The organism is Deinococcus sp. Arct2-2, from assembly GCF_004801315.1.
GTDB lineage: Bacteria > Deinococcota > Deinococci > Deinococcales > Deinococcaceae > Deinococcus.
In genome coordinates, this window is sequence record NZ_SSNW01000008.1 from 25571 (window position 1) to 46155 (window position 20585).

Sequence of the window (20585 nt, forward strand, 5' to 3'; positions counted from 1 at the left end):
CCGTTGGCTACGTGGGCACATTGACCTCCCCGGTCAGCATTTCCGTTGCCGCCTTGTGAAACCCACCCTAGGAAACGGGGCGTCACAACGGCGACACCCGGCTGTGGGGCCAAGCGTCACAGGCACTGTCCAGGCCACTTTCCCGCACAGGTTGGAATGGCCCCGGTTGCAGGCCCCGAACAGGCGCCCTGAGAAGTTCAACACGCACCTGTTCAGTCGCGGTGAATTTTAGGTTTACACTCGGCCCATGGCGTCTGGGCTGCTGACCGCACGCTGGCTGGGCGAGGGCCGACTGACGCTGGACTCCGCAACCGAGGTGCATCTGCCGACCCGCAAGGCGCTGGCGCTGATCGCTTACTTGAGTCTGGAAGGGCCGGTGCCGCGCGCCCAGCTTGCCGGTCTGCTGTGGTCTGATTTTTATGATGACCTGGCCCGCAAGAACCTGCGCCAAGAACTGCACCGCCTGACCCGCACGCCGCTGGGCGAGTATCTGAGCCTGACCCCAGACCAGGTGGGGCTGCGCGGCCCACTGCACACCGACGTGCAGCAGTTCCGGGCACTGGTGGCCCGCGGCGCACTGGAAGAAGCCCTTGCCCTCTACGGCGGCCCGCTGCTGGACGGCCTCGACCTGCGCGGCGCGGCGGAGTACGACCACTGGCTCTCTCTTCAGCGTGAAGCGCTGGCGGCCCAGCGGCTGACGGTGCTGGAGCGTCTGCTCGGTCAGCGGCAGTCGGCGGGCGACCTGCGGGGGGCCCTAGACAGCGCCGCGCTCCTGATGGCCGCCGATGACTTTCAGGAACGCCACTACCGCACAGCGATGGAGCTGCACCTGCGGCTGGGGGAACCCGGGGCAGCCCTGCGCCTCTTTGAGCGCTGTCAGGTCATGCTCCGCACCGAATTTGCCCTTGAACCGCTGCCGGAAACGGTGGCCCTGTCTGAACAGGCGAGGCTGACCCCCGTGGTGCCAGCGATGCCTCCGGTGCCGAACTTGGAAGCGCCCTTGGTGGGCCGGGACGAGGTCTGGGCGCAGCTGGAGCAGGCGTGGCGGGCGGGCCGCAGTGTGGTGCTGTCTGGAGAGGGAGGCGTGGGCAAAAGCCGCTTGCTGCGCGACTTCGCCGCCTCTCAGGGGCGGGTGCTGGTGCTGCGCGGGCAGGCGCTGGACGCCGGGGTTCCTTTCGCGACCTTGGCACGGACCATCCGCGAGGTGTGGGGGCAGGAACCCGCCTTGCCCCTGCCAGAACGGGCGCGTCACGAATTGGCCCGCTTGGTGCCGGAACTCGGCGCACCCCCCGCAAGCCCGCTGCGCTCCGAAGAAGACCGCCTGCGCCTGTTCAGCGCCTACGTGGACTATCTGGAGGCCGTCTGTACCCGTTTTGACGTGCTGCTGGGCGATGACCTGCATCTCTTTGATGCGTCCAGTTTTGAACTGCACCACTACGCGCTGGCCCGGCTGCGCGAGCGTGGGCTGCAGCGCCCGGCCCTGTTCAGCCTGCGCCGCGACGAACTGCGCCCAGACGCAGCGGCGCACCTCGAGACGCTGCTGCACGCTGGGGACACCGTGCTGATCGAACTTGGCCCCCTGAGTGAGTCGGCGGTGGCCGATCTGGTGGCGCGGCTGTCGGGGCGCTCCGCCGTGCTGTTTCCCCGGCGACTGCACGCGGCCACGGGGGGCAACGCCTTCTTTGTGCTTGAGACCCTACGCGGCCTGTTCGAGGCCGGCGAGTTGCAGGCCGAGCCTGCGGGCGGTTGGGCCACGCGCTACGACGACAGCACCAAAGATTATGTGGAGCTGCCGCTCCCCCCCAGCGTGCGTGAGGCCGTGCTGGCCCGGGCCAACCGGCTGGGGGCCGCTGTCCGCAGGCTCCTTGAGGTCGGCAGTTTGGCGGGCGAGCCGTTTGCCCTGGACACCGTGGCGCAGGTCAGCGCCTTGTCGGACTGGGAAGGGCTGGAAGGGCTAGAAACAGCGGCAGAGGCGCGGTTGCTGCGGGTGAGCGAGGGTGGCTACCGTTTTGCCCACGAACTGGCCCGGCGCGCCCTGGCACAGGCCCAGAGTCCAGAGCGCCGCCGCCTGATTCACCGCCGGCTGGCTGAACAACTGGAACGCAGCGGGGGCGCGCCCGCCGTGATCGCCGCGCATTTCGGGGAAGCCCAGCGTCCTGCCGAAGCGGCGGCGGCGTGGCTGCGGGCCGCGCAAGACGCCCAAGCCGTGTACGCCAACCGCGAGGCGCTGGCCCATCTGGGACGGGCCCTGGCGGCTGGGGCTCTGCCGGGGTTCCCCACATCGTTGCCGTCGCCAGAGCTGTTCGACCTGCATGTTCGGCGCGAAGGGCTGGCCCGCGAATTGGGCGAACGCGCTGTTCAGCAAGCCGCGCTGGACGCCATGCAAACTTTGGCCGAAACCGCGGCCCAGCGCCTCACAGTGGCCTTGCGGCGCTCCAACTTTTTGTCGATCATGGGCCGCCCACAAGACGCGTTGGCGGCGGCAGAGCAGGCCTGCGCGCTGGCCGCCGCCCTGGGCCGTCCGGCAGAGCGGGGCGAAGCGCTGATTCGGCTGGCTTCGGCGCTGTACTACACCGAAGACTTTGACCGGGCGCTGGCGCAGGCGACTGCCGCCGCGCAGCTCGAAGACCTGAGCCCCGCCCAGCGCGTGCAGGCGCTGAACCTGTGCGGCCTGCTGCACACCACCCTGAGTGACCCCGAGGCGGCGCTGGCCGACTACGCCGCCGGACTGGCAACCCTCGGTCTCCAGCAGGACGCCCTGCTGAGGGCCAGAATCTTCAACAACCGCGCCACCACGCTCTGCCTGTACGGGGCTTACGCGGCGGCGCTGGCCGACACCACCGCGTCTCTGGCGCTGATCGCCCAGCACGGCTTTCGTCAGCTGGAAGGCTTTGTGCTGGATACGCATGCCCGCGCGCTGCGGGGTCTGGGCCGCCTGGACGAGGCGGAAGCGGCCCTCACGTCGGCCATCTCGTTGGGCCAGCAGACCGGAAATCACCGGCTGGTGTCGTCGTGCCTGCACCACCGCGTGCAACTGCTGAACGACCAAGGCCAGTTTGGGGCGGCGTTGCAGGCGGCCGACGAAGCGCTCACGTCGGCGACGACCATCCAGTCGGCCTCCAACCGCAGCGTGACCCTCACCGCCCGCGCCGAAACTTGGCTGGCGCTGGGCCGCCTGCCCGAAGCCTTGAGCGATGCCCAGCAAGCCGCCCTGCCCGGGTTGGTGGCCCTGCGCGAGGCCTGGCCCGAACAGGCGGCGTGGGTGCTGGCACAGGCGCTACGGGCGTCTGGACAAGAACAAGGCGCCCAAGCGGTGGCCGCTTCCGCCCGCGCCGCCCTTCATACGCGGCTCGCGCGGCTGCACGATCCCGAGCTGCGCCGAGCGTTCACGGCCCTTCCTGTGTGGCGTGCGCTTTTCGGTTAGGCCGCCTGTGACGCTGGGGCACCGCCGCTGGTGTCGCTCCTGTGTCGCCTGACTCCGTAAGGTTGGAACCGACCTTACAGGAGGTGCAATGAGTCAGAACAGCGGCGGCGAGCGGCGCACCGAACTGGACATCAGCTTGGTCTGTACTGGCCCCCCGGAGACCTGGTGGGCCGAAGTGCGCGTGCGGGGTGAGGCGAGTGGCCGCACCTTTACCAGCATTGCGGCGTGGCTGGACTACCTGCGCCAAGTGGCCGAGCCCGCCGGCACTGCTCAGGCTGACCCGGTTCGCCGGGGGCTGCGCTGAGTACACGGTCAAAGGCGTCCCACATTCAAAGGAGAAAGGAACATGAACCGAGTTGGTCTGTCGCTTCTCGCGGTGGTGTTGGCAGGCTGCGGCCAGCAGTCTCCCGCCGATCCTGCCGCGCCCATTATTCCGGCCACCACCAAAGTGGCCGACGCCGACACCCGCGCCGCGCTCCGTGCCTACGACCCAGTGGCGGGAACGTTGACGTTCTCGGCCTCGACCCCCACCCTCGGGGCGGTCAAAGTGGGCGACGTGGTGGTCTCGGAGCCTTCGGCCGCGGCCCCTTACGGCTATCTCCGGCGGGTTCAGGGCATCCGCACTGACAACGGCGCGGTGGTGCTCGACACCACGCAGGCCAATCTCACCGACGCCATTACGCGCGGGTCGCTGAAGGTCGAGGCCGAACTGACCGAAGCCGATTTGCCCGCAGACAGCGACTTGCTGGTGGGGGAGGCCGTGAGAAGCGCCGGAACGCTCGCGCCGCAGGCCGGCTTCGGCCAAGGCTTCCGGTTCGGCAAGACCTTCAACCAGACCTTTGTGCCGCTCAGCGGCCCCACGGCACGCGGACAAGTGAAGGTGGACGGCTCGGTGGGCTTCAATGCCGGATACGGCCTGAACTTCGACATTTCCCCATGCTGGTCGCCGCCGTTCGTGTGCCTCGACTCCTTTGAAGCCAGCGTGGGCTTTGACCAGAGTGCGCGGTTTAGGGTCACGGGCGAAGCGCAGGGACAACTGGGCAGCGCGGTGAAAATCGGTGAGCAGGTCTTCACGCCCAAAGTCTTTTTTATCGCCGTTGTCCCTGTGGTCGTCGTGCCGCGCCTCGAGTTGTACCTCACAGCGGGCGGCGAAATTCAGGCCAGCGTCGATTTTGATTCCGGCCAGTCGGCCACCGCCAAAGTCGGCGTGCGCTGGACAGACGACGACGGCTGGAAACCCCTTCAGGGCTTGAATGTGCGGGGAGACGTGCGCCCCCCCACCTTTGCCGGAGCATTAAAACCCCGCGCAGGCATTCAGGCCACCACCAGCGTCACCCTGTACGGTTTGGCGGGGCCAGAAGCCTCTCTCGAAGGTGGGCTGGAACTCGACGCCAAGATCCCGCGCAATCCGGCCTGGATCGTCAGCGGCTACCTGAGGGGGACCGTGGGCTTCCGCGCCAAGCTGCCCGTGATCGGCACATTGGCGAATTACCAAAGCACCTTGTTCGACAAGGCGGTGGAATTTGGCCGTTCGGTCAACAGCCCGCCGCGCTTGACCCTCACGACTGTTCCGCTCAGTGTCAATCAGGGCCAATCCACCAATTTCCGGGCAGGCTGCGACAATTTGGGCACGTTCTTCTATACGGCCCGCGACCCGGAAGACGGCTGTAACGTCACGGTAGCGGTGCAGTCGAGTCTGGACGGCACCCTCGGCCCTGACCACACCTTCTCGTCGGCAGGCGTGCGGCGCATCACCATCACGGCGCGGGATACCCAAGGGGCCACGTCCCGGCTGGAGTTCGACCTGAACGTGCTGAACCCGCCGCCCACGTTGACTCTGCAATATTCTGGAGACCCGCATCAGGGCGAGGCGTACTCGGTGGCCGCCACCATCAGCGACCCCGACGAGCCGACCAAGACGGATCTGTGCAACAACACCACTTGGGGGGTGGACGCGCCGGACACCCTCTCCCGCGTCAACGGTTGCCAGATTCTGGTGACCTTCGGGGCGACGGGCAGTCGGCAGGTGCGGGTATCTGTGTCCGACAGCCAAGGGGCCGTGACCCAGCAGGCCAAGACCTTCACCGTGCTGCCGCCGCTGGCGAACCCTTACCCGAAAATTACCTACGCCAATGTGTTCAACCGGGAAACGCCCCGGTCGGATAGCCCCGGCTGCTCGACCAGACCAGTGTTTCCCGGCGAGATCGACCTGACCCTACGCAGAACCGGCTGCGGCGAGCCCGGCCCCACCCTCTATTTCGCGGGCATCGAGCTGGAGAACCCGCAGAATGAAGCCCTGACTTACGAGTGGAAGTTCTACGTCAGCGGCCCTTACGGTGAGATCGAGCGGGGAAGCTCCACGGAAACGATCTTGAATCTGTACGACTATGGCAACGACTCCCGCACCACGACGCCCTGCCGCGTGACCTTGACCCTGAACGCGCCCGACCCCAGCCGCAGCAAAAGCCTGACGGTCTGGTCTGGCCCGTGTACCTACCACGCCACGATCTTGAAATAGCTGGTGGGTACACCACATCGGTGCAGAGAGGAGCGCCCGTCGCCGAACAGTCTGCGGAGAGCCGCTTCAAAGCGTCGACACGGCGGTGCAGGAGACGGGTGTTCAGATGGGCGGCCAGCGTGTCACTCTTGCAGCAGGGCGGTTTCGGAGCTCGTCACAGACTCTGATATCGCCCTTTGTCATGCCCGACTGCGTCTAGGAAACCATTCTCAGCAAAGTGTCAGGTGCTGAGTCATCGACCAAGACAAGTTGGGCGCCTTGTTTAGGGTCAAGAAAGGCGGAATGGACGTAGTCTTCGGCAACTTCATTCTCGCCCATATATTGGAAGCTCAACTGATGAACATTAGACGCACTGGCCAACTGAGTCACTCGCCGGCCTGTCAGAAGATTGCCAGCGGCTGACCGAAGCACAATCACTTTTTCTTGCATCAAGATCCCAAAGACATCAGGACATGCACGGTGTCTGCCTGAAAGGTGCGGGTCTGCTTCTCTAGGCAAGCGGCGTCCATACGATCCACAGTGCCAAGTGTGTTGACATTCTGCGTTCTGCCAGTGGCCTTCACACAAAGGTCATGCCATCATCTTCGCAGAATTCATAGCGGCCCACTCGGAATCCTTCTGCCACATGGTTGAAATAGGCAGCCAAATCCGAATAAGCGACTTCGTATTCCCCGCCCTCATGAAAGTAGCTGCCGACTTCGCGCGTTTTCAGGTCGAGCAGCAGGTAATCTCCTGCACCGTTGGACAACAGGGGGAGCCACTCCGCCCGCCAAGGTTCGGTGGCGATGATGTCATCAAACACATCCTGGTTCTCTCGGTACAGCTCCGAGATCATCTCACTGTCCAGCAGATGCCAGGTATCCTCCAAGATGAGCCAATGGGGAAAACCGTCATGCCGCGAATACAGCGTCAAAAAGTCTTCTGACAAAGGCAGGGGAAAGGCGGCCCTGAGAGCCACGAGTTGGTCTGCGGTGATCGGTGGGGTCAATTCATTTCGTGGAATGCCTTGAGCTTCAATCCACCGTTCGACTTCTGTCACGCTTGACTCCAAGGTCATAAGGTTGATACCACCTTCAAAAAGTATTTCCTATCTGTGTTTTTCAAATCAGAGATCTTGGCTTGGGCGCCATTGTGTAAAGTGAACGTCACGCGAGAAAGGATCGATCCGCCTGAACCATTGATCGCTCGGTTGAGCGGCCACAGGTTCTCCACCGTGTCTGGGCCACCCAATTGCCGTTCCAAAACGTGATCGGCATTGAACCGGCTGCCTTCCACATTGAGGTCATGTTTGCGCAAGATTTTATTGGGTTTGTCTCCGCCATCGGTTCGGGCGCTTTGACTGGCATCGAACGTCAAGGTCTTGCCCTGAAGTACCTGATTGGCTTGGGTGATGCCGATGGTCTCGCCCCCAGGCAGGACATTGCGCCGGTGGGGGAGATAGCCTTTAATCTTTTGGCCGCTGACGTCGGGTGGGCTGGCCCCAATGTTTAGACGACTGCGAGTAAAGACTCGGCTCAACCACAGGGTACAGGATGTGAAGCCGAGCGAGTCAACTAAGTACACCGCATTTAACATCTAGATAAACCTTGCTCCAAGAATCTTCAGCCCAGTCACGAGTGCAGCCCGAAGGTCAGTCACGGAGTTGTCGCAACGACGCGGCATCAGGATGCCCTTGAGCTTCCGCCCCACCTCCTCAATCAGGTTGAGAAAGGGCGCATAGGGTGGAAGGTATCGAAGGAACAGTCCCTGCTGTTCCCAAGACGCGCGTTGTTCCCTGAGTTTCGCGCCCTTGTGAAAGGGCGCGTTGTCCAGGACGACAACCGTGAGCTGATCTGGGTCACAGCCGGAGGCTAAGGTGTTCAACTAGGCGATGACCTGATCCCCGTTGCAGCTGCCTTCCAACTCGCGAACTTCGAGCTGTTCTTCGCACGCGTGCAGGGTAGAGGTGCCGATGAGATTGATCCGTCCAGACGATCCCCACTCGGTGGGGATCTCAAACTGTTGCCCAGAACCTCGCTTACACCACGTCGCTCCCACCGAGAGCATCAGAGAAAGTCCAGTCTGATCGAGATATTTCAGGGTCAGCTTGCCGTCCAGTGCCCCCTGTTTAGGGTTTCCAAAGAAGCCTGATGCGGGGCAATGAGTTCAGGATCAAGCGTCTGAGCGGGTGAATATCGGGCGCGTTTCCAGCTGTACCCTAGGCGTTGCAGATGATTGGCCAGCGCACGAGGTCGAATCACCACCCCGAACTGCTGTGCGAGGCACTCGCACAGCAGTGGAGCGTTCCAGAAGCGCTGCTCCTGCAGTTTCTCGTGGCGAAACTGCTCCATCTCGGGTGTCACTTTCGGAGGCTGTCCTGGTGGACACTCGTCACTCAATCCTGGAATGCCGCGCTCTTCGAAACGGGTGAAGTCGTGGTGGATGGCTTGATGGTTCCGACCAAAATGCGCGGAGAGTTGGGGAATGCTCCAGCCCTGTCGATGCAGCCGGAGGATGCTGGCCCGCAGACGAACCTTCGGATGGGTGTGTGGACTGGTCTCCAGTTCTCGAAGCAGCTCATCAGCGTCTTCAGAAATCTCAATGCGGCGGGCAGGACGGGCCATACTTAAGTCTACATGTTAAATGCGGTGTACTTAATTCCCTCGCTGTCAACCCCTATTCGCGGTGAGTTGACTTGATGGCGACAGACGAAGGCCTGTTGTCGTTACAGACGTGCGGGAACTGGAGCAAGGCCGTACTTCCCGCTTGGCACAGATTCGTTTTATTAGGGATTCCGATTCACAGCCTTCCTTCAAAAATCTTCCATACCAGTAGAGCGGAAAGGGAAAGGCGGCTTCCAGAGGATGGACAGGCGATAACCCATTAGAGGGGGCCGGTGTGAACGCCGTGCAGTGTGGGCTGCTTGCCCCGCCGCTGGCTTTTTTTGTGCCTGTGCAGTGTCTCTAAGGTCTACTAGGAAGCCGGATATTCGGGCCAAGAGGGGAGAGAGGACTACGTGCTGTCGGGCCTATCAATTGCCAAAAGCGGCTGCAGCTCATCCTTAGGCGTCCAGTGTTCCGGCGTGATTTGCCCACCGTAGAGCGGCAGCTCAATCGGTGCGTCGCCCGGCTGGAACTGGCTCCAGGGGCGCGTGAGGCCCCCTGTGCCGTACTGCCGAACCCGCGTCACATGTTCCATATCCAGCACGTCGGTCAGCACCGTATGGTCTGCGCCGCTGGCTGAGGCCCGCACCAAGCCTTCCGGATCGACGATCACGCTTTGACCCGTGCCCACTGGCCCCGCGCAGTTCACGCTCACCACGAACACCTGATTCACAATCGCGTTGGCACGGGCCAGCACAACTTCCTGTGCGCGGTCACACGTCGTCGTCTTCACCACATTCAGCACCACTTCGGCCCCCATCCACGCCAGATGCCGGGCCACTTCTGGGAACCAAGCGTCGTAACAGATGGAAAACCCCGCCGTGCCGATGCCGGGCATCTCGAAGGTCACGAAGCGGTCGCCTGGATCGAATGGTTCGTAGGGCCGCCACGGAAATACTTTGCGGTAAGAGGCGGCCAGTCGGCCCTGCGGGGAAAGGGCCACAGCCGTATTGAACAATTGGCCCGCTGGCCCCCGTTCGCACACGCTGCCCGGCACCAGCCACACGCCCAAATCACCCGCCAGTTGCGCCAGAGCTTTGATGCGCGGGCCGTCTAGGGCTTCAGCGTTGGCGTTCAGTTCGTCATGGGTGGGGGCGTCTCCACACAGGTGCAGTTCCGGGTACACCAGCAGTCGGGTCTGCGGAAAAGACCTGGCCAACGTGGCCACCGATTCGCCAAACCGCTGCACAGGCTCGGTGAGCAGCCTCGGTGAATCCTGTACGACGGCGATGGGCAGCACTCTGGACATGCTTCAACGAATCCGCAGGCGCATGGAATCGGCGTGACCGATCATACCTTCGGTGTCGGCCATGTGGATGAAAGGCGGGGCGACGGTGTGATTGGCCGCGTCGCTGACCCGCTGCCAAGTCACAGTCTTGATGAATTTGCCCACCCACAGCCCCCCGGTGTAGCGTGCGGCGCGGCTGGTGGGTAGTACATGGTTGGTACCGATGCCCTTGTCGCCATACGCGACGGTGGCGTTCTGGCCCAAAAACAAGGAGCCATAATTGGTCAGCCGCTGCAAATACCAGTTGGGGTCACGGGTCATGACTTCCAGATGCTCGGACGCCACCTGATCCGACACCTTCAGCATCTCGGCGTCGTCGGCCACCAGCAGAATTTCGCCGTAGTCGCGCCAAGATTGCCCCGCAGCGTCGGCGGTGGGCAACGTCGCCAGTTGGCGCTCTATTTCCTTGGTCACAGCCTCGGCTATGTCGCGCGACGACGTGATCAGCACCGATTGCGAGTTGGTACCGTGTTCAGCCTGTGCCAGCAGATCGGCGGCCACCTTTTCGGGATCAGCGGTTTCATCGGCCAAAATACAGATTTCGGTGGGGCCAGCCAGCAGGTCTATGCCCACCACGCCGAAGAGTTGGCGCTTGGCCTCGGCCACATACGCATTGCCCGCCCCCACGATCATGTCTACAGCGTCCAGAGGCGGCGCGCCATCCAGCCCAAAGGCCATCGCCGCCATCGCCTGCGCCCCACCAATCGCGTAGATCTCATCGGCCCCGCTCTTCACCATGCCGTACAGTTGCAACGCGTTGACCTTGCCCGTACCGCGCTGAATCGGCGCACAGGCCACGATCCGCTGCACGCCCGCCACTTTCGGCACGCCAATGGTCATGACCGCCGATGCCAGAATCGGATACCGCCCGCCGGGGATGTACGATCCCACCGCGTTGACTGGAATCTGCTTTTGTCCGATGGTCACGCCGGGCAGCGTTTCTTCTTCAAAATCGGTGAGGGTGCGGCGCTGCAACTCGGCAAAATGCTTGACCTGCGCGATGCTGAAGTCGATGGCGCGGGCCACGTCCTCGTTGATGCCGCTCAGTTGCGCCTGAATGTCAGCTTCAGACAGCCGGAAGTCTGCGGGCGCAAAACCGTCGAACTTTTCGCTGTATCGTCGAACGGCGTCCACGCCTTCCTTCTCCACATCCAAGATGATCTGGGAAACGGTGTCGCGGATTTCTTGATTGACGGCGGCGGCTTGCGGCGGGGCTTTTTTGAAGTATTCCATGTGAACTCCTGAAAGGGGCGGGGAAGGTCTAAGGGTCTAGGGTCAAAGGAAGTGTGGTGGACTGCCGCTTACTGCGGCTCATTACTGAGGCCAGTGCAACTGCTTGAGGAGGGCGAATTCGTTCCAGACCATGTATTCGCGCACGATTTTGCCGCGCTGCACCTCAAAGTGGCTGATGCCTAACACGCGCACGCGCTTTCCGGTGGGCACTCCGTAGCTGCTCGGCCCATCGTGTGTGCCCTGAAATGTCCAGCGGGCCGCGATTTGGTAGCCCTGCGCCTCGCTGCCGATCCAGTCCACATGCTCAAGCTGAATGGCGGCGTCCGAAAAGGCGGCCAACAGGTGCAAGATGTAGGCCGTCAGGTCACCGTTTCCCTCTAGGCGGCGGTTTCCCGGCACCCAGATCACCGCGTCCGGCGCGTAATACTCAGCGATAAAATTCAGCATCCGGGCATTCCAGATCAGCGCGTACAGCAGTCCCGGCAACTCGGCAGGGTTGGTGGGGTCTCCGTCCAGCGAGATCGGCGGGTGCAGTTGCCCCTTGCTGCGCGGCACTTCGCCGGAGCCGGAAGCGTAGGGGCGTGCGCCGCTGTCGGCCTCAGCCTGAGCCAGTGTTTTCGCCAACGCCACTTCATCCAGCCCCAGTTGCCGAATCAGCGCGGTCTCGTCCTGCACGCTCCATTCTTCGACAATGCGGCCCTTGATGACGATGCAGTGGGCGATTTCGCGCCGCTGAATCCGCGCTCCGGTCGGCGGGCCGTACACGCTGTGGCCGGTGTTGTGGCCGCTCCACGTGACCCGGTGCGACGTATGAAAGCCGTTCACGTCGTTGCCGCTCCAGATCACCTCGTCGCCGTACAAGCGCAAGTCCGGATAAGCCGCCAGCGTCCGCAGGGTTCCCGTCACCATCTGATCACGTCCGTACAGCTCGGCGTCGGTCAGGTGAACAGCGGCATTGTGAGCGTAGTGCGTGTAAATCAGCCCGATGGCTTTCTCTTCCCAGATTTTGTGCGTGCAGCTGATGATGTACTGCACGATGTCGGCGTCGTCAGCGTCGAAACCCTGCATGCTGGGGCGGCGCGCGTCAGGCTGCGCCAGAAACTCGCTGATGTCGCGCCGATTCAGGCCGAGTGCCTCCGGGTTAGCGGCTGGCTCAGAGGGCATGGCCTTCACCGATTTGCCCGTGCAGTTGCTTCAGCAGTTCAAATTCGTTGAACACCGTCCATTCCCCCACGATTTTGCCGCCCTGAACGGTGTGATGGCTGATCATAATCATTGAAATGCGCCGCCCAGTGGGTGCGCCGTATGGCCCGTAGCCCTCGTGCGTGCCCTGAACAGTGCAGCGGGTCGCCACCCGGAACCCGCGCCGCTCGTCGCCCAACACGCATTGATGGTCAATGTTGAGGGCCAGATCAGGAAAGCAGGCCATCAGTGTGATGACGAAGTTTTCGTAGTCGCCATGTCCGTACAACTTGCGGGCGTCTGGCACGAAGGCCACATGGTTCGGCGCGTAATGTTCGCGCACCATGTTGATCAGTCGGGCATTCCACATGTTCTGCAAGATGGCGGCGATGAAGGCCTGCGGATTGTCGTTGGCGTCTGGAACGGTCAAAAACGTCGGGTACTGCTGGCCCGTGGGCAGACGGTCCAGCTCGCCGTGCGTATGTGTCGTGGCGGGCAGCACAGCCCGTTTTGCCAGCGCCACCGGGTCGTATCCCATCTGCCGCAGAATGGTCACGCCGTCGTGGGTCAGCCACTCTTCTACGATCAGGTTGCGGCGGATCAAGCAATCGGCGATGCCCCAATAAAAGATTTTGCGGCCTGTGGGCGGGCCATATTCGGTGTAGCCCGTGTGGGTGGCAGTGTTGACGTGGCGGTGAGAGCTGTAATACCCCTCGTCTTCGTTGCCGCCCCAGATCACATCGTCGGCGTAAGCCCGCAAATCGCCCCAGATCGCCTGATTTTGCAGGGTATTTCTGACCACCGTTTCGCGCCCGTAGATGGTGCCGCCGCTCGGCAGATGCACCAGCGCGTTGTGCGCGTAGTGCGTGTAGATCAGGCCTACCGCTTTTTCTTCCCAGATTTTGTGGGTGCAGCGCACGATGTAATCCACGATGTCTACGTAATCGGCGTCGAAGCCCTGTAGCGGCTGACGGCGGCCAGTATTCGCGGCCTGTACGAACTCGGCGTAATCGGGCCGATCTGCAAAATCGAAGACGGGAAGGGGAAGATCATTTGACACGGTTCAAGCCTCCAAGTGGCCGTACAACTGTTTCAGCAGTTCAAATTCATCGAACACCGTCCATTCGCGAGTGATCTTGCCGCCCTGAATGGTGTGGTGGCTCATGCCGATCAGCACAAAGTGCCGTCCGGTGGGCGAACCGTAGGGGCCATAGCCCTCATGCGTGCCTTGCAGCGTGAACCGGGTTGCCACTCGGTAACCCCGGCGCTCGTCGCCCAACACGCACTGATGATCAATATTCAGGGCCAGATCCGGAAAGCAGGCCATCAGCGTAATCACGAAGTTCTCGTAGTCGCCGTGTCCGTACAACTTGCGGGCGTCGGGAACGAGAGCGACGTGACCGGGGGCGTAATGTTCGCGCACCATATTGATCAGGCGAGCATTCCACATGTTCTGCAAAATGGCGGCGATGAAGGCTTGTGGGTCTTGGTTGGCGTCTGGCACCAAGACGAATGCCGGATAATTCTGGCCCGTTGGCAGGCGGTCAAGCTCGCCGTGCGTATGTGGCGTAGCAGGCAGCACTGCTTGTTTTGCCAAAGTCAGCGGGTCAAGGCCCATCTGCCGCACCTCGGCCAAGCCGTCGCCCGTGACCCATTCTTCTACGATCTTGTTCCTGCGAATCACGCAGTCGGCCACGCCCCAGCCCGCGATCAGGCGTCCGGTGGGCGGCCCGAGGGCAGTGTGTCCGGTGTGGCGGCCTACCGTATAGAGGCGATGTGAGCTGTAAAAGCCGTCTGTATCGTTGCCGCTCCAGATCACGTCGTCGGCGTAGAGGTGGCGGCCCGCCAAGCCTGCTATGCGTTGAATGGTGTTCACCACCAGCGCTTCCCGCCCGTACAGGCTCCCACCGCCGCCCGTATGAACATGAACATTGTGCGCGTAGTGCGTGTAAATCAGCCCGATGGCTTTTTCTTCCCAGATTTTGTGAGTGCAGCGCACGATGTAATCCACGATGTCGCTGTAATCGGCGTCGAAGCCCTGCATCGGCTGGCGGCGGCCTGTATTGGCGGCGGCCACGAAGTCGGCGTAATCGGGCCGGTCTACGAAGTCGAATACCGGAAGGGAAGCGGTCTTGACCACGCCTCAGCCTTCCAGTTGGCCGTGCAGTTGCTTCAGTAGCGCAAACTCATCGAAAATCGTCCACTCCTGAGCGATCTTGCCGCCCCGGATGACGTGGTGGCTGATGACGATCAGGAAAATGCGCCGCCCGGTGGGTGCGCCGTATGGCCCGTAGCCCTCGTGCGTGCCCTGGAAAGTGCAGCGCGTCGCCACCCGGAAGCCGCGCCGCTCGTCGCCCTGCACGCACTGATGGTCAATGTTGACGGCCAGATCGGGAAAGCAGGCCATCAGCGTAATCACGAAGTTCTCGTAGTCGCCGTGCCCGTACAGCTTGCGCGAATCGGGAACGAAAGCGACGTGACCGGGGCTGTAATGCTCGCGCACCATATTGATCAGTCGGGCATTCCACATGTTGTGCAAGATGGCGGCGACGAAGGCTTGCGGGTCTTGGGTAGCGTCTGGAAGGGCCAAAAACGTCGGATAATTTTGTCCAGTCGGCAAGCGGTCAAGCTCTCCGTGCGTGTGGGGCTTGTTCGGCAATATCGCCCGCTTTGCCAATGCCACCGGGTCAAAACCCATCTGCCGCACTTCGGTCAGGGTGTCGGACGCCAGCCACTCCTCCACAATTCGGTTTTCCCGAATGAAGCAGTCGGCAATGCCCCAACGGTGAATCCTGCGGCCACTGGGTGGGCCGTATTCGCTGTAGCCGGTGTGGGTGCCTGTACTGGAGACGCGGTGGGAGCTATAAAACCCGTCGAGTTCGTTGCCGCTCCAAATCACGTCGTCGGCGTAGGCGCGGCGCTCGGCGTACAGGGCGATGCGCTGGAGGGTATTGGTGACCATCGCTTCCCGCCCGTACATGATGCCGCTGGAATAGTGCACCAGCACGTTGTGGGCGTAGTGCGTGTAGATCAGGCCCACCGCTTTTTCTTCCCAGATTTTGTGGGTACAGCGCACGATGTAATCCACGATGTCGGAGTAATCGGCGTCGAACCCCGCCAGCGGTTGCCGTCTGCCGGTGTTGGCCGCCAGCACAAATTCGGAATAGTCGGGCCGGTTCGCGAAATCGAAGACAGGCAAAGTGGGGGCCGAGATGAGGGGAGCGGTGTCTTCCATGACCTTCCTTTTGCGCGGCGTGTTGGCCTTGCGCGGCTCTGTTGCGGGCAGGCCTGAAACTGGCCGATCTGAAGCGGTTTGGCGGGGCATCCGTATGGGCCGAGCTTTTTGGGTCACGCGCTGGGCCTCACTTGACGGCCCCTACCGTAATGCCTTCTACGAAGTATTTGCGGATAAACAGCGACATCACCAAAATGGGCACCATCACGATGATTCCGGCGGCGGAGACCTGCTCCCAGACCGGCCCACGCGGCCCAGAAATGGTTTGAATGGCAATCGGGAGCGTCAACGAATCGGATTTGGTCAGGATCAGGGCAAAAAAGTACTCGTTCCAAGCCGAGATGAAGGCGAACACGCCCGCCACTATCAGGCCCGGCATCACCAGCGGGAGCGTTACGTAGCGCAGAGTTTGCAGTTCGTTGCAGCCGTCTATGAACGCCGCTTCCTCTACCTCTACAGGCAAAGAATCGAAAAAACCGCGCAGCATCCAAATGGCGTAAGGCAGCGTGAACGACAGGTACACGATGACCAGCGCAATCGGCGTATCGATCAGGCCGAGCGTGCGGAACAGGTTGAAAAAGGGAATGGCGACCACCACTGCGGGAACGAACTGGGTGATCAGGATCAGCAGGAACAGCGAGTCGCGGCCCTTGAAGCGGTGCCGAGACAGCACGTAGGACGCGGCGGCCCCCAGCGGAATAGTGATTGCCACCGTCAGGAACGACACCAGCACACTGATCCACGTATGCGAGCCGAGCAGGGTAGGGCTGGCAAATACGGCGCGGAAATTGTCGAGGGTCGGTTGGAAAAACAGCCGGGACGAGTACACGTCGATTTCGTTTTTGAAGGCCGCCAAGATCATCCAGACCAGCGGAAACATGACGAAAAAAATGACGACGAGGGTGGCGATAATGTCCACGCCCTGACCCAACCGTTTGCGCGCCAGAGGACTGAGGCCCCGTGGAGATGAACTACGATTCACAGAACTTTGCATCAGTCCCCCTTCATCAGCGTGCGGACATAAAACGTGGCGATGACGCCCATCAAGGCGACCAGAATGTAGGAGAGGGCCGACGCATACCCCATATCGAGGTTGCGAAAGGCCGTTTGAAACACGTGGAAATACAGCGTCTGGGTGGAGTCGCCGGGGCCGCCGCCCGTCATCACGGCCACTTGGTCGAACATCTTGAAGGCTGAGATGACCTTCAGCAGGGCCACGATATAGATCACCGGAGCCAGCAAGGGCAGGGTAATTTTGCGGAAAATGTGAAAATTGGTGGCTCCATCGACTTTGGCCGCCTCGTTGATTTCGGGGGAAATCGATCCCAGCGCCCCGATAAACATCAGCGCGAACAGGGGTGCCCAGCCCCACACTTCTGACATGGCAATAGCGACCAGCGCACTGAATTCGTGCCCTAGCCACACGTAGCCCTTGAGTGGGTCGAAGACGTCGCCGATCATCTTGGCGTAGACGCCGTATTCCGGATTGAGCATGAATTTCCAGCTGTATCCTTTCAGAACGGGCGCGACTGCAAAAGGAAAGATCAGCAGGGTGCGGGCAAAGGTGTTGAGCTTGGTGGGCTTAGATAGCAGCAGCGCTATTCCTAGTCCGATCAGCAGGGTCAGTACAACCGAGATGAACATGTAGATGCCGCTGACCTTGAGGCTATTGAGGAAATTGGCGTCGGTGAAGGCGCGTGCGTAATTGTCGAACCCCACGAACGGGCCGGGCGTCGGAGAATTAATCAGCCGCCAATCGCGGAACGAGGTCACGAACGACGAGGCCAGCGGATAGAGGATGGTCGCGCCGATGACGACGAGGGCCGGAGCCAGCATGACCCACCGCAGCGAGGCGCTCTGGGGTTTCCAAGGCTTCTGAGCGGGCAGTAAAACCGACTTTTCGGTGACAGGGTCAGCAGACGTTTGGGGAATATCCATAGCGCTCACCTCAGCGAAGGGGGGGCCAGCTTTGAAGCCGAATCTGCGGATTTGAATGAATTCGGGGGCCAAAGTAGGTCTGGCCCCCTCACCGATTTACAGAACTAGACTTGTAAGGATGCCGTACTCTTTCCTACTCGCTCAACTCGGATTGGAAGCTGAAAGGTACGGCTTCCAATCCGAGTTGTCTTACTTGTAGTAGCCCGCCCGCTTCTGAATGGCGTCCACGTCTCTAGCCATCCGGTCTAGAGTGCTTTTCACCGCGGCTCCAGTCGCCATTTGATTGATCCCGATTTCCAACACACTCTGAATTTCGGCCCACGTCTTGACCTGTGGCAGCGTGCGGGCGGTGCGGAGGGCCTGCGCCCCCACTTTGGGAATGCCGCCGTTGGCCGCGTTCACTTTGGCGTCGTTCATGCCCGAAAAGGTGACAATGGTGTTGTCGGCCTCGGCAGGAATGCTGCGGTTGGCGGCCACCCGTTTCTGAATCTCGGTGTTGGTCACGTACTTGATGAATTCCCAGCCTGCGTCTGCTTTCTTGGAGTTTTTGAAAATACCGATGGGCCAGATCAGGGCGTAATTCTGGGTCGAGCCGCCAGCCCAGCCGGGAGCCGGCGCAAAGCCGACGTTGTTCAGCACGTCTTTGGAAACGGCTTTGGGATCGGAGAAGCGTGCCCAGTACCACCACCAGCCCACCCACATCGCGGCCCGGCCCTGAAGCAGTTCGGTAGAAGACTCAGGCTCTCCGAAGGTCGTTGCCGCCGGATTGGTGATCTTGTCTTTGCGGAGCATGTCGATGTAGGTCTGGGTGGCCTGCACACCTTTGGCGTTGTTGAACACCGGATGATTGCCCTTGTCCAGAATGTCGCCGCCGTTGCCCCACAGCATGCTGGTCCACGAAAACAGGTTTTGTCCGGCAGTGACACCGTACATGGTCGAGAGGCCAGTTATGCCGGGTTTCTTTTGCTGGATCACCTGAGCGGTCTTGACCACGTCTTGCCACGTTTTGGGCACAGGCAATTTGAGTTCTTTAAAAATGTCTTTGCGGTAGAACATCACCAGCGGGTGCCCACGCAGCGGCATGCCCACGATATTGCCCGCCGAGTCGCTCGAAGCCGTGATATACGAGCTTGGATAGTCTTTCATGTTGATTTTGTCGGCCTTGATCCGGTCATTCAGCGGCAACATCTGGGACTTGAACGCTTCGCCCCAAGAATCCACCCAAGCCACCACATCGTAGGTGCTGCCCGTCGTGGCTTCGATCAGAATTTTTTGCTGAAGGCCCTCATACGGCGTATTTTCCCATTGCGCGGTAATGCCCGTCAGCTTCTGGAACTCGCTGCCTTCGCCCGTCATCTTAGACAGCTGCGCGAATTGCCCCGCACCCAAGCAGCAGATCAGAAACTTGAGCTTGGTGCCGTCGTAGGGTTTCCCCGGCTTCAGGCCGTAGGTGGCGGCAGTTTGTGCGCCGCCCAACGAACCGATAGCCAGCACGCCGAGCATTCCGAGGGCCAATCCCATGCGCTGCCGAACTCTCTTTTCTCCTGTGGTCATCTGATTTCCTCCTGACGAAGCCTTCTTTGCATGAGGGGCTAAACAGCGGCTGAAGACAGAACATTGTGGTTGGAAGCGTGTAGCACGCTGTACCAAGGTTCCTGAAGAAAAAACTTGAGGATTGATCTCAGTCGGAACGGTGTTGGTCATCCAACGGGATCACGCCGATCCGTGTCGGGGGCAAATCTGCCGAGTGCGGCGGTAGGTCGCGGTTCATAGTGAAGGGGCGACACCAATAAGTTGTAGAAGGCACGACGGCTAACCGGGAGTTTGGCGAACATGGACTGTTCAGCGGCCCAGCGGGCGTTGCCTGCGCTCGTGCGCCGCCCCTCAATTCGTTGGGCGTGAGACTTCCGAAGTGATTGGGGTGGTCAAAACGTGCTGCATGCTGAGAGTCGGTCAATTTGGACTAGGTTCGCCTGCACTGACTCAGCTTGGACTGGGTTGGCCTCTTCTAGGTTCGGATCAGACCGGAATAGGTATGGCATGGTGTCCTCCCTCACGTGTTTTGCATACGTATGCATACCATAGATGTGATGTTTTGCTTTTGTCAAGTCCCTTACTATTTTGCCTGTCTACACGCCCGGCCAAGCCTGTCACCCACCGGCTCTATAGGCCACCTTGACGAACTGAGCGGCGCAGAGTACGGTATTGCATACGTATGCACAATTGTGTTTGATCGGTGGCTCTGCTCCTGCTCCCGCCCCTCGTTTCATGGCTTCCTAGCTCAGCTTGAGTCTTGTTCGGTGTGCTTTCCGCAGAACTTTTTAAGACGGGCAACTTTTTAAGACAAGTCGTGATGAAGTGAGTTTCCGAAGTCCTCCTGTTGACGGCTCCCTCATTCCGATCCTTCGGCGTTGCTTACGCTCCGGGCTGTTGCTCCAGCCCCTGCTCTATTCCCGGCCAAGCCCACAGGAGAACCCATGACAACGCCGCCCAACGCTGACCTGTCCAGCTCTGATGTGCCCAGTTCCCAGTCCACAGTTCCAGAAGACCTCGGCGCGATGACCGGCAACGTGGTGCGCTTCCGTGACCTCAAATCGCGCCCGATTCCGCTGATGTTTATCGATTCTATTTTGCCCGGCCACCAGCGCCACAATTACGCGGTCATTGGCGACACGGCCAGTGAAAACGACAGTTACGCGCCGTTCATCACGTCGCCGCACGGGTTTCAGGTGGGCGTGGTGCGGGCGCGGCAAGGCAACGGCCCCGCGTACCACACGCACGATTACATCGAATCGTTTTTGCCGCTGCGGGGCCGCTGGCGCTTTTATTGGGGAGAACACGCCGACAAAGTGGACGGCGAAACCATCTTGGAAGAGTTCGATTACATCACCCTTCCGGCGAAGCTCTGGCGCGGTTTCGAGTGCATCGACGAGGACGAAAGCTGGATTTTTGCCGTGCTGGAAAAGCACGAAGCGTATGAGGGCAAAGACCCGTACTGGGCACCCGAAGTGATCCGCAAGGCCCGCGAATACGGGTTCGAGGCCAGCGACAACGGCAAGATGATCAAGCCGGACAACTTTGCCGAACTGGAAAAACAATTGCTGGGCCAATTCGGGGATACCTGA

At 61.1% G+C, this 20585-nt stretch carries 16 protein-coding genes; 4 read left to right on the top strand and 12 right to left on the bottom strand.

Annotation, left to right across the window (positions count from 1 at the left end; genetic code table 11):
• Window positions 1-247 precede the first annotated feature (247 nt).
• From E7T06_RS05505 to E7T06_RS05515, 3 genes are all read left to right on the top strand, one after another.
• Window positions 248-3424, top strand: coding sequence for an AAA family ATPase (locus E7T06_RS05505; protein WP_136364832.1), 3177 nt, complete (start codon window positions 248-250; stop codon window positions 3422-3424).
• A gap of 88 nt (window positions 3425-3512) precedes the next feature.
• Window positions 3513-3728 carry a hypothetical protein gene (locus tag E7T06_RS05510; protein WP_136364833.1) on the top strand — a complete coding sequence of 72 codons (216 nt, stop codon included), beginning with the start codon at window positions 3513-3515 and terminating at the stop codon, window positions 3726-3728.
• A 42-nt stretch (window positions 3729-3770) separates the two neighbouring features.
• Window positions 3771-5942 (top strand): hypothetical protein, encoded by a 2172-nt coding sequence (locus tag E7T06_RS05515; protein ID WP_136364834.1) that lies wholly within the window; start codon window positions 3771-3773, stop codon window positions 5940-5942.
• Window positions 5943-6501: 559 nt separating this feature from the next.
• Here the strand turns inward: E7T06_RS05515 and E7T06_RS05525 are convergent.
• The 12 genes from E7T06_RS05525 to E7T06_RS05585 form a co-directional block, all read right to left on the bottom strand.
• Window positions 6502-6999, bottom strand: coding sequence for an SMI1/KNR4 family protein (locus E7T06_RS05525; RefSeq protein WP_136364836.1), 498 nt, complete (start codon window positions 6997-6999; stop codon window positions 6502-6504).
• Window positions 6996-7517, bottom strand: coding sequence for a hypothetical protein (locus E7T06_RS05530; RefSeq protein WP_136364837.1), 522 nt, complete (start codon window positions 7515-7517; stop codon window positions 6996-6998). Before E7T06_RS05530 ends, E7T06_RS05525 begins: the two co-directional genes overlap by 4 nt.
• Before the next feature lie 506 nt (window positions 7518-8023).
• A complete protein-coding gene (locus E7T06_RS05540) occupies window positions 8024-8545 on the bottom strand; it encodes a winged helix-turn-helix domain-containing protein (protein WP_136364839.1) in 522 nt (173 codons plus the stop codon).
• Between the two features lie 388 nt (window positions 8546-8933).
• Complete coding sequence (locus E7T06_RS05545) at window positions 8934-9833, bottom strand: carbon-nitrogen hydrolase family protein (RefSeq protein WP_136364840.1); 900 nt, start codon at window positions 9831-9833, stop codon at window positions 8934-8936.
• 3 nt (window positions 9834-9836) lie between these two features.
• Window positions 9837-11105 (bottom strand): histidinol dehydrogenase, encoded by a 1269-nt coding sequence (gene hisD / locus E7T06_RS05550; protein WP_136364841.1) that lies wholly within the window; start codon window positions 11103-11105, stop codon window positions 9837-9839.
• Between the two features lie 81 nt (window positions 11106-11186).
• Window positions 11187-12269: an ester cyclase gene (locus tag E7T06_RS05555; RefSeq protein WP_136364842.1), complete on the bottom strand. Its 1083-nt coding sequence runs from the start codon at window positions 12267-12269 to the stop codon at window positions 11187-11189.
• Window positions 12259-13347: an ester cyclase gene (locus tag E7T06_RS05560; RefSeq protein WP_136364843.1), complete on the bottom strand. Its 1089-nt coding sequence runs from the start codon at window positions 13345-13347 to the stop codon at window positions 12259-12261. The genes E7T06_RS05555 and E7T06_RS05560 overlap by 11 nt, the downstream gene beginning before the upstream one ends.
• 3 nt (window positions 13348-13350) lie before the next feature.
• The gene (locus tag E7T06_RS05565) at window positions 13351-14427 is read right to left on the bottom strand and encodes an ester cyclase (protein ID WP_240740864.1); all 1077 of its coding nucleotides are present in this window, start codon (window positions 14425-14427) and stop codon (window positions 13351-13353) included.
• Between the two features lie 3 nt (window positions 14428-14430).
• Complete coding sequence (locus E7T06_RS05570; protein WP_346763188.1) at window positions 14431-15639, bottom strand: ester cyclase; 1209 nt, start codon at window positions 15637-15639, stop codon at window positions 14431-14433.
• Window positions 15640-15649: 10 nt separating this feature from the next.
• Complete coding sequence (locus E7T06_RS05575; RefSeq protein WP_240740865.1) at window positions 15650-16516, bottom strand: carbohydrate ABC transporter permease; 867 nt, start codon at window positions 16514-16516, stop codon at window positions 15650-15652.
• On the bottom strand, window positions 16516-17460 hold the full coding sequence (locus E7T06_RS05580) for a sugar ABC transporter permease (RefSeq protein WP_136364844.1): 945 nt from the start codon (window positions 17458-17460) through the stop codon (window positions 16516-16518). Before E7T06_RS05580 ends, E7T06_RS05575 begins: the two co-directional genes overlap by 1 nt.
• 189 nt (window positions 17461-17649) lie before the next feature.
• Complete coding sequence (locus E7T06_RS05585; protein ID WP_168733386.1) at window positions 17650-19014, bottom strand: sugar ABC transporter substrate-binding protein; 1365 nt, start codon at window positions 19012-19014, stop codon at window positions 17650-17652.
• Window positions 19015-19937: 923 nt separating this feature from the next.
• Between E7T06_RS05585 and E7T06_RS05590 the strand changes: the two genes are divergently transcribed.
• Window positions 19938-20585, top strand: a complete 648-nt coding sequence (locus E7T06_RS05590) for a cupin domain-containing protein (protein ID WP_240740866.1) — start codon at window positions 19938-19940, stop codon at window positions 20583-20585.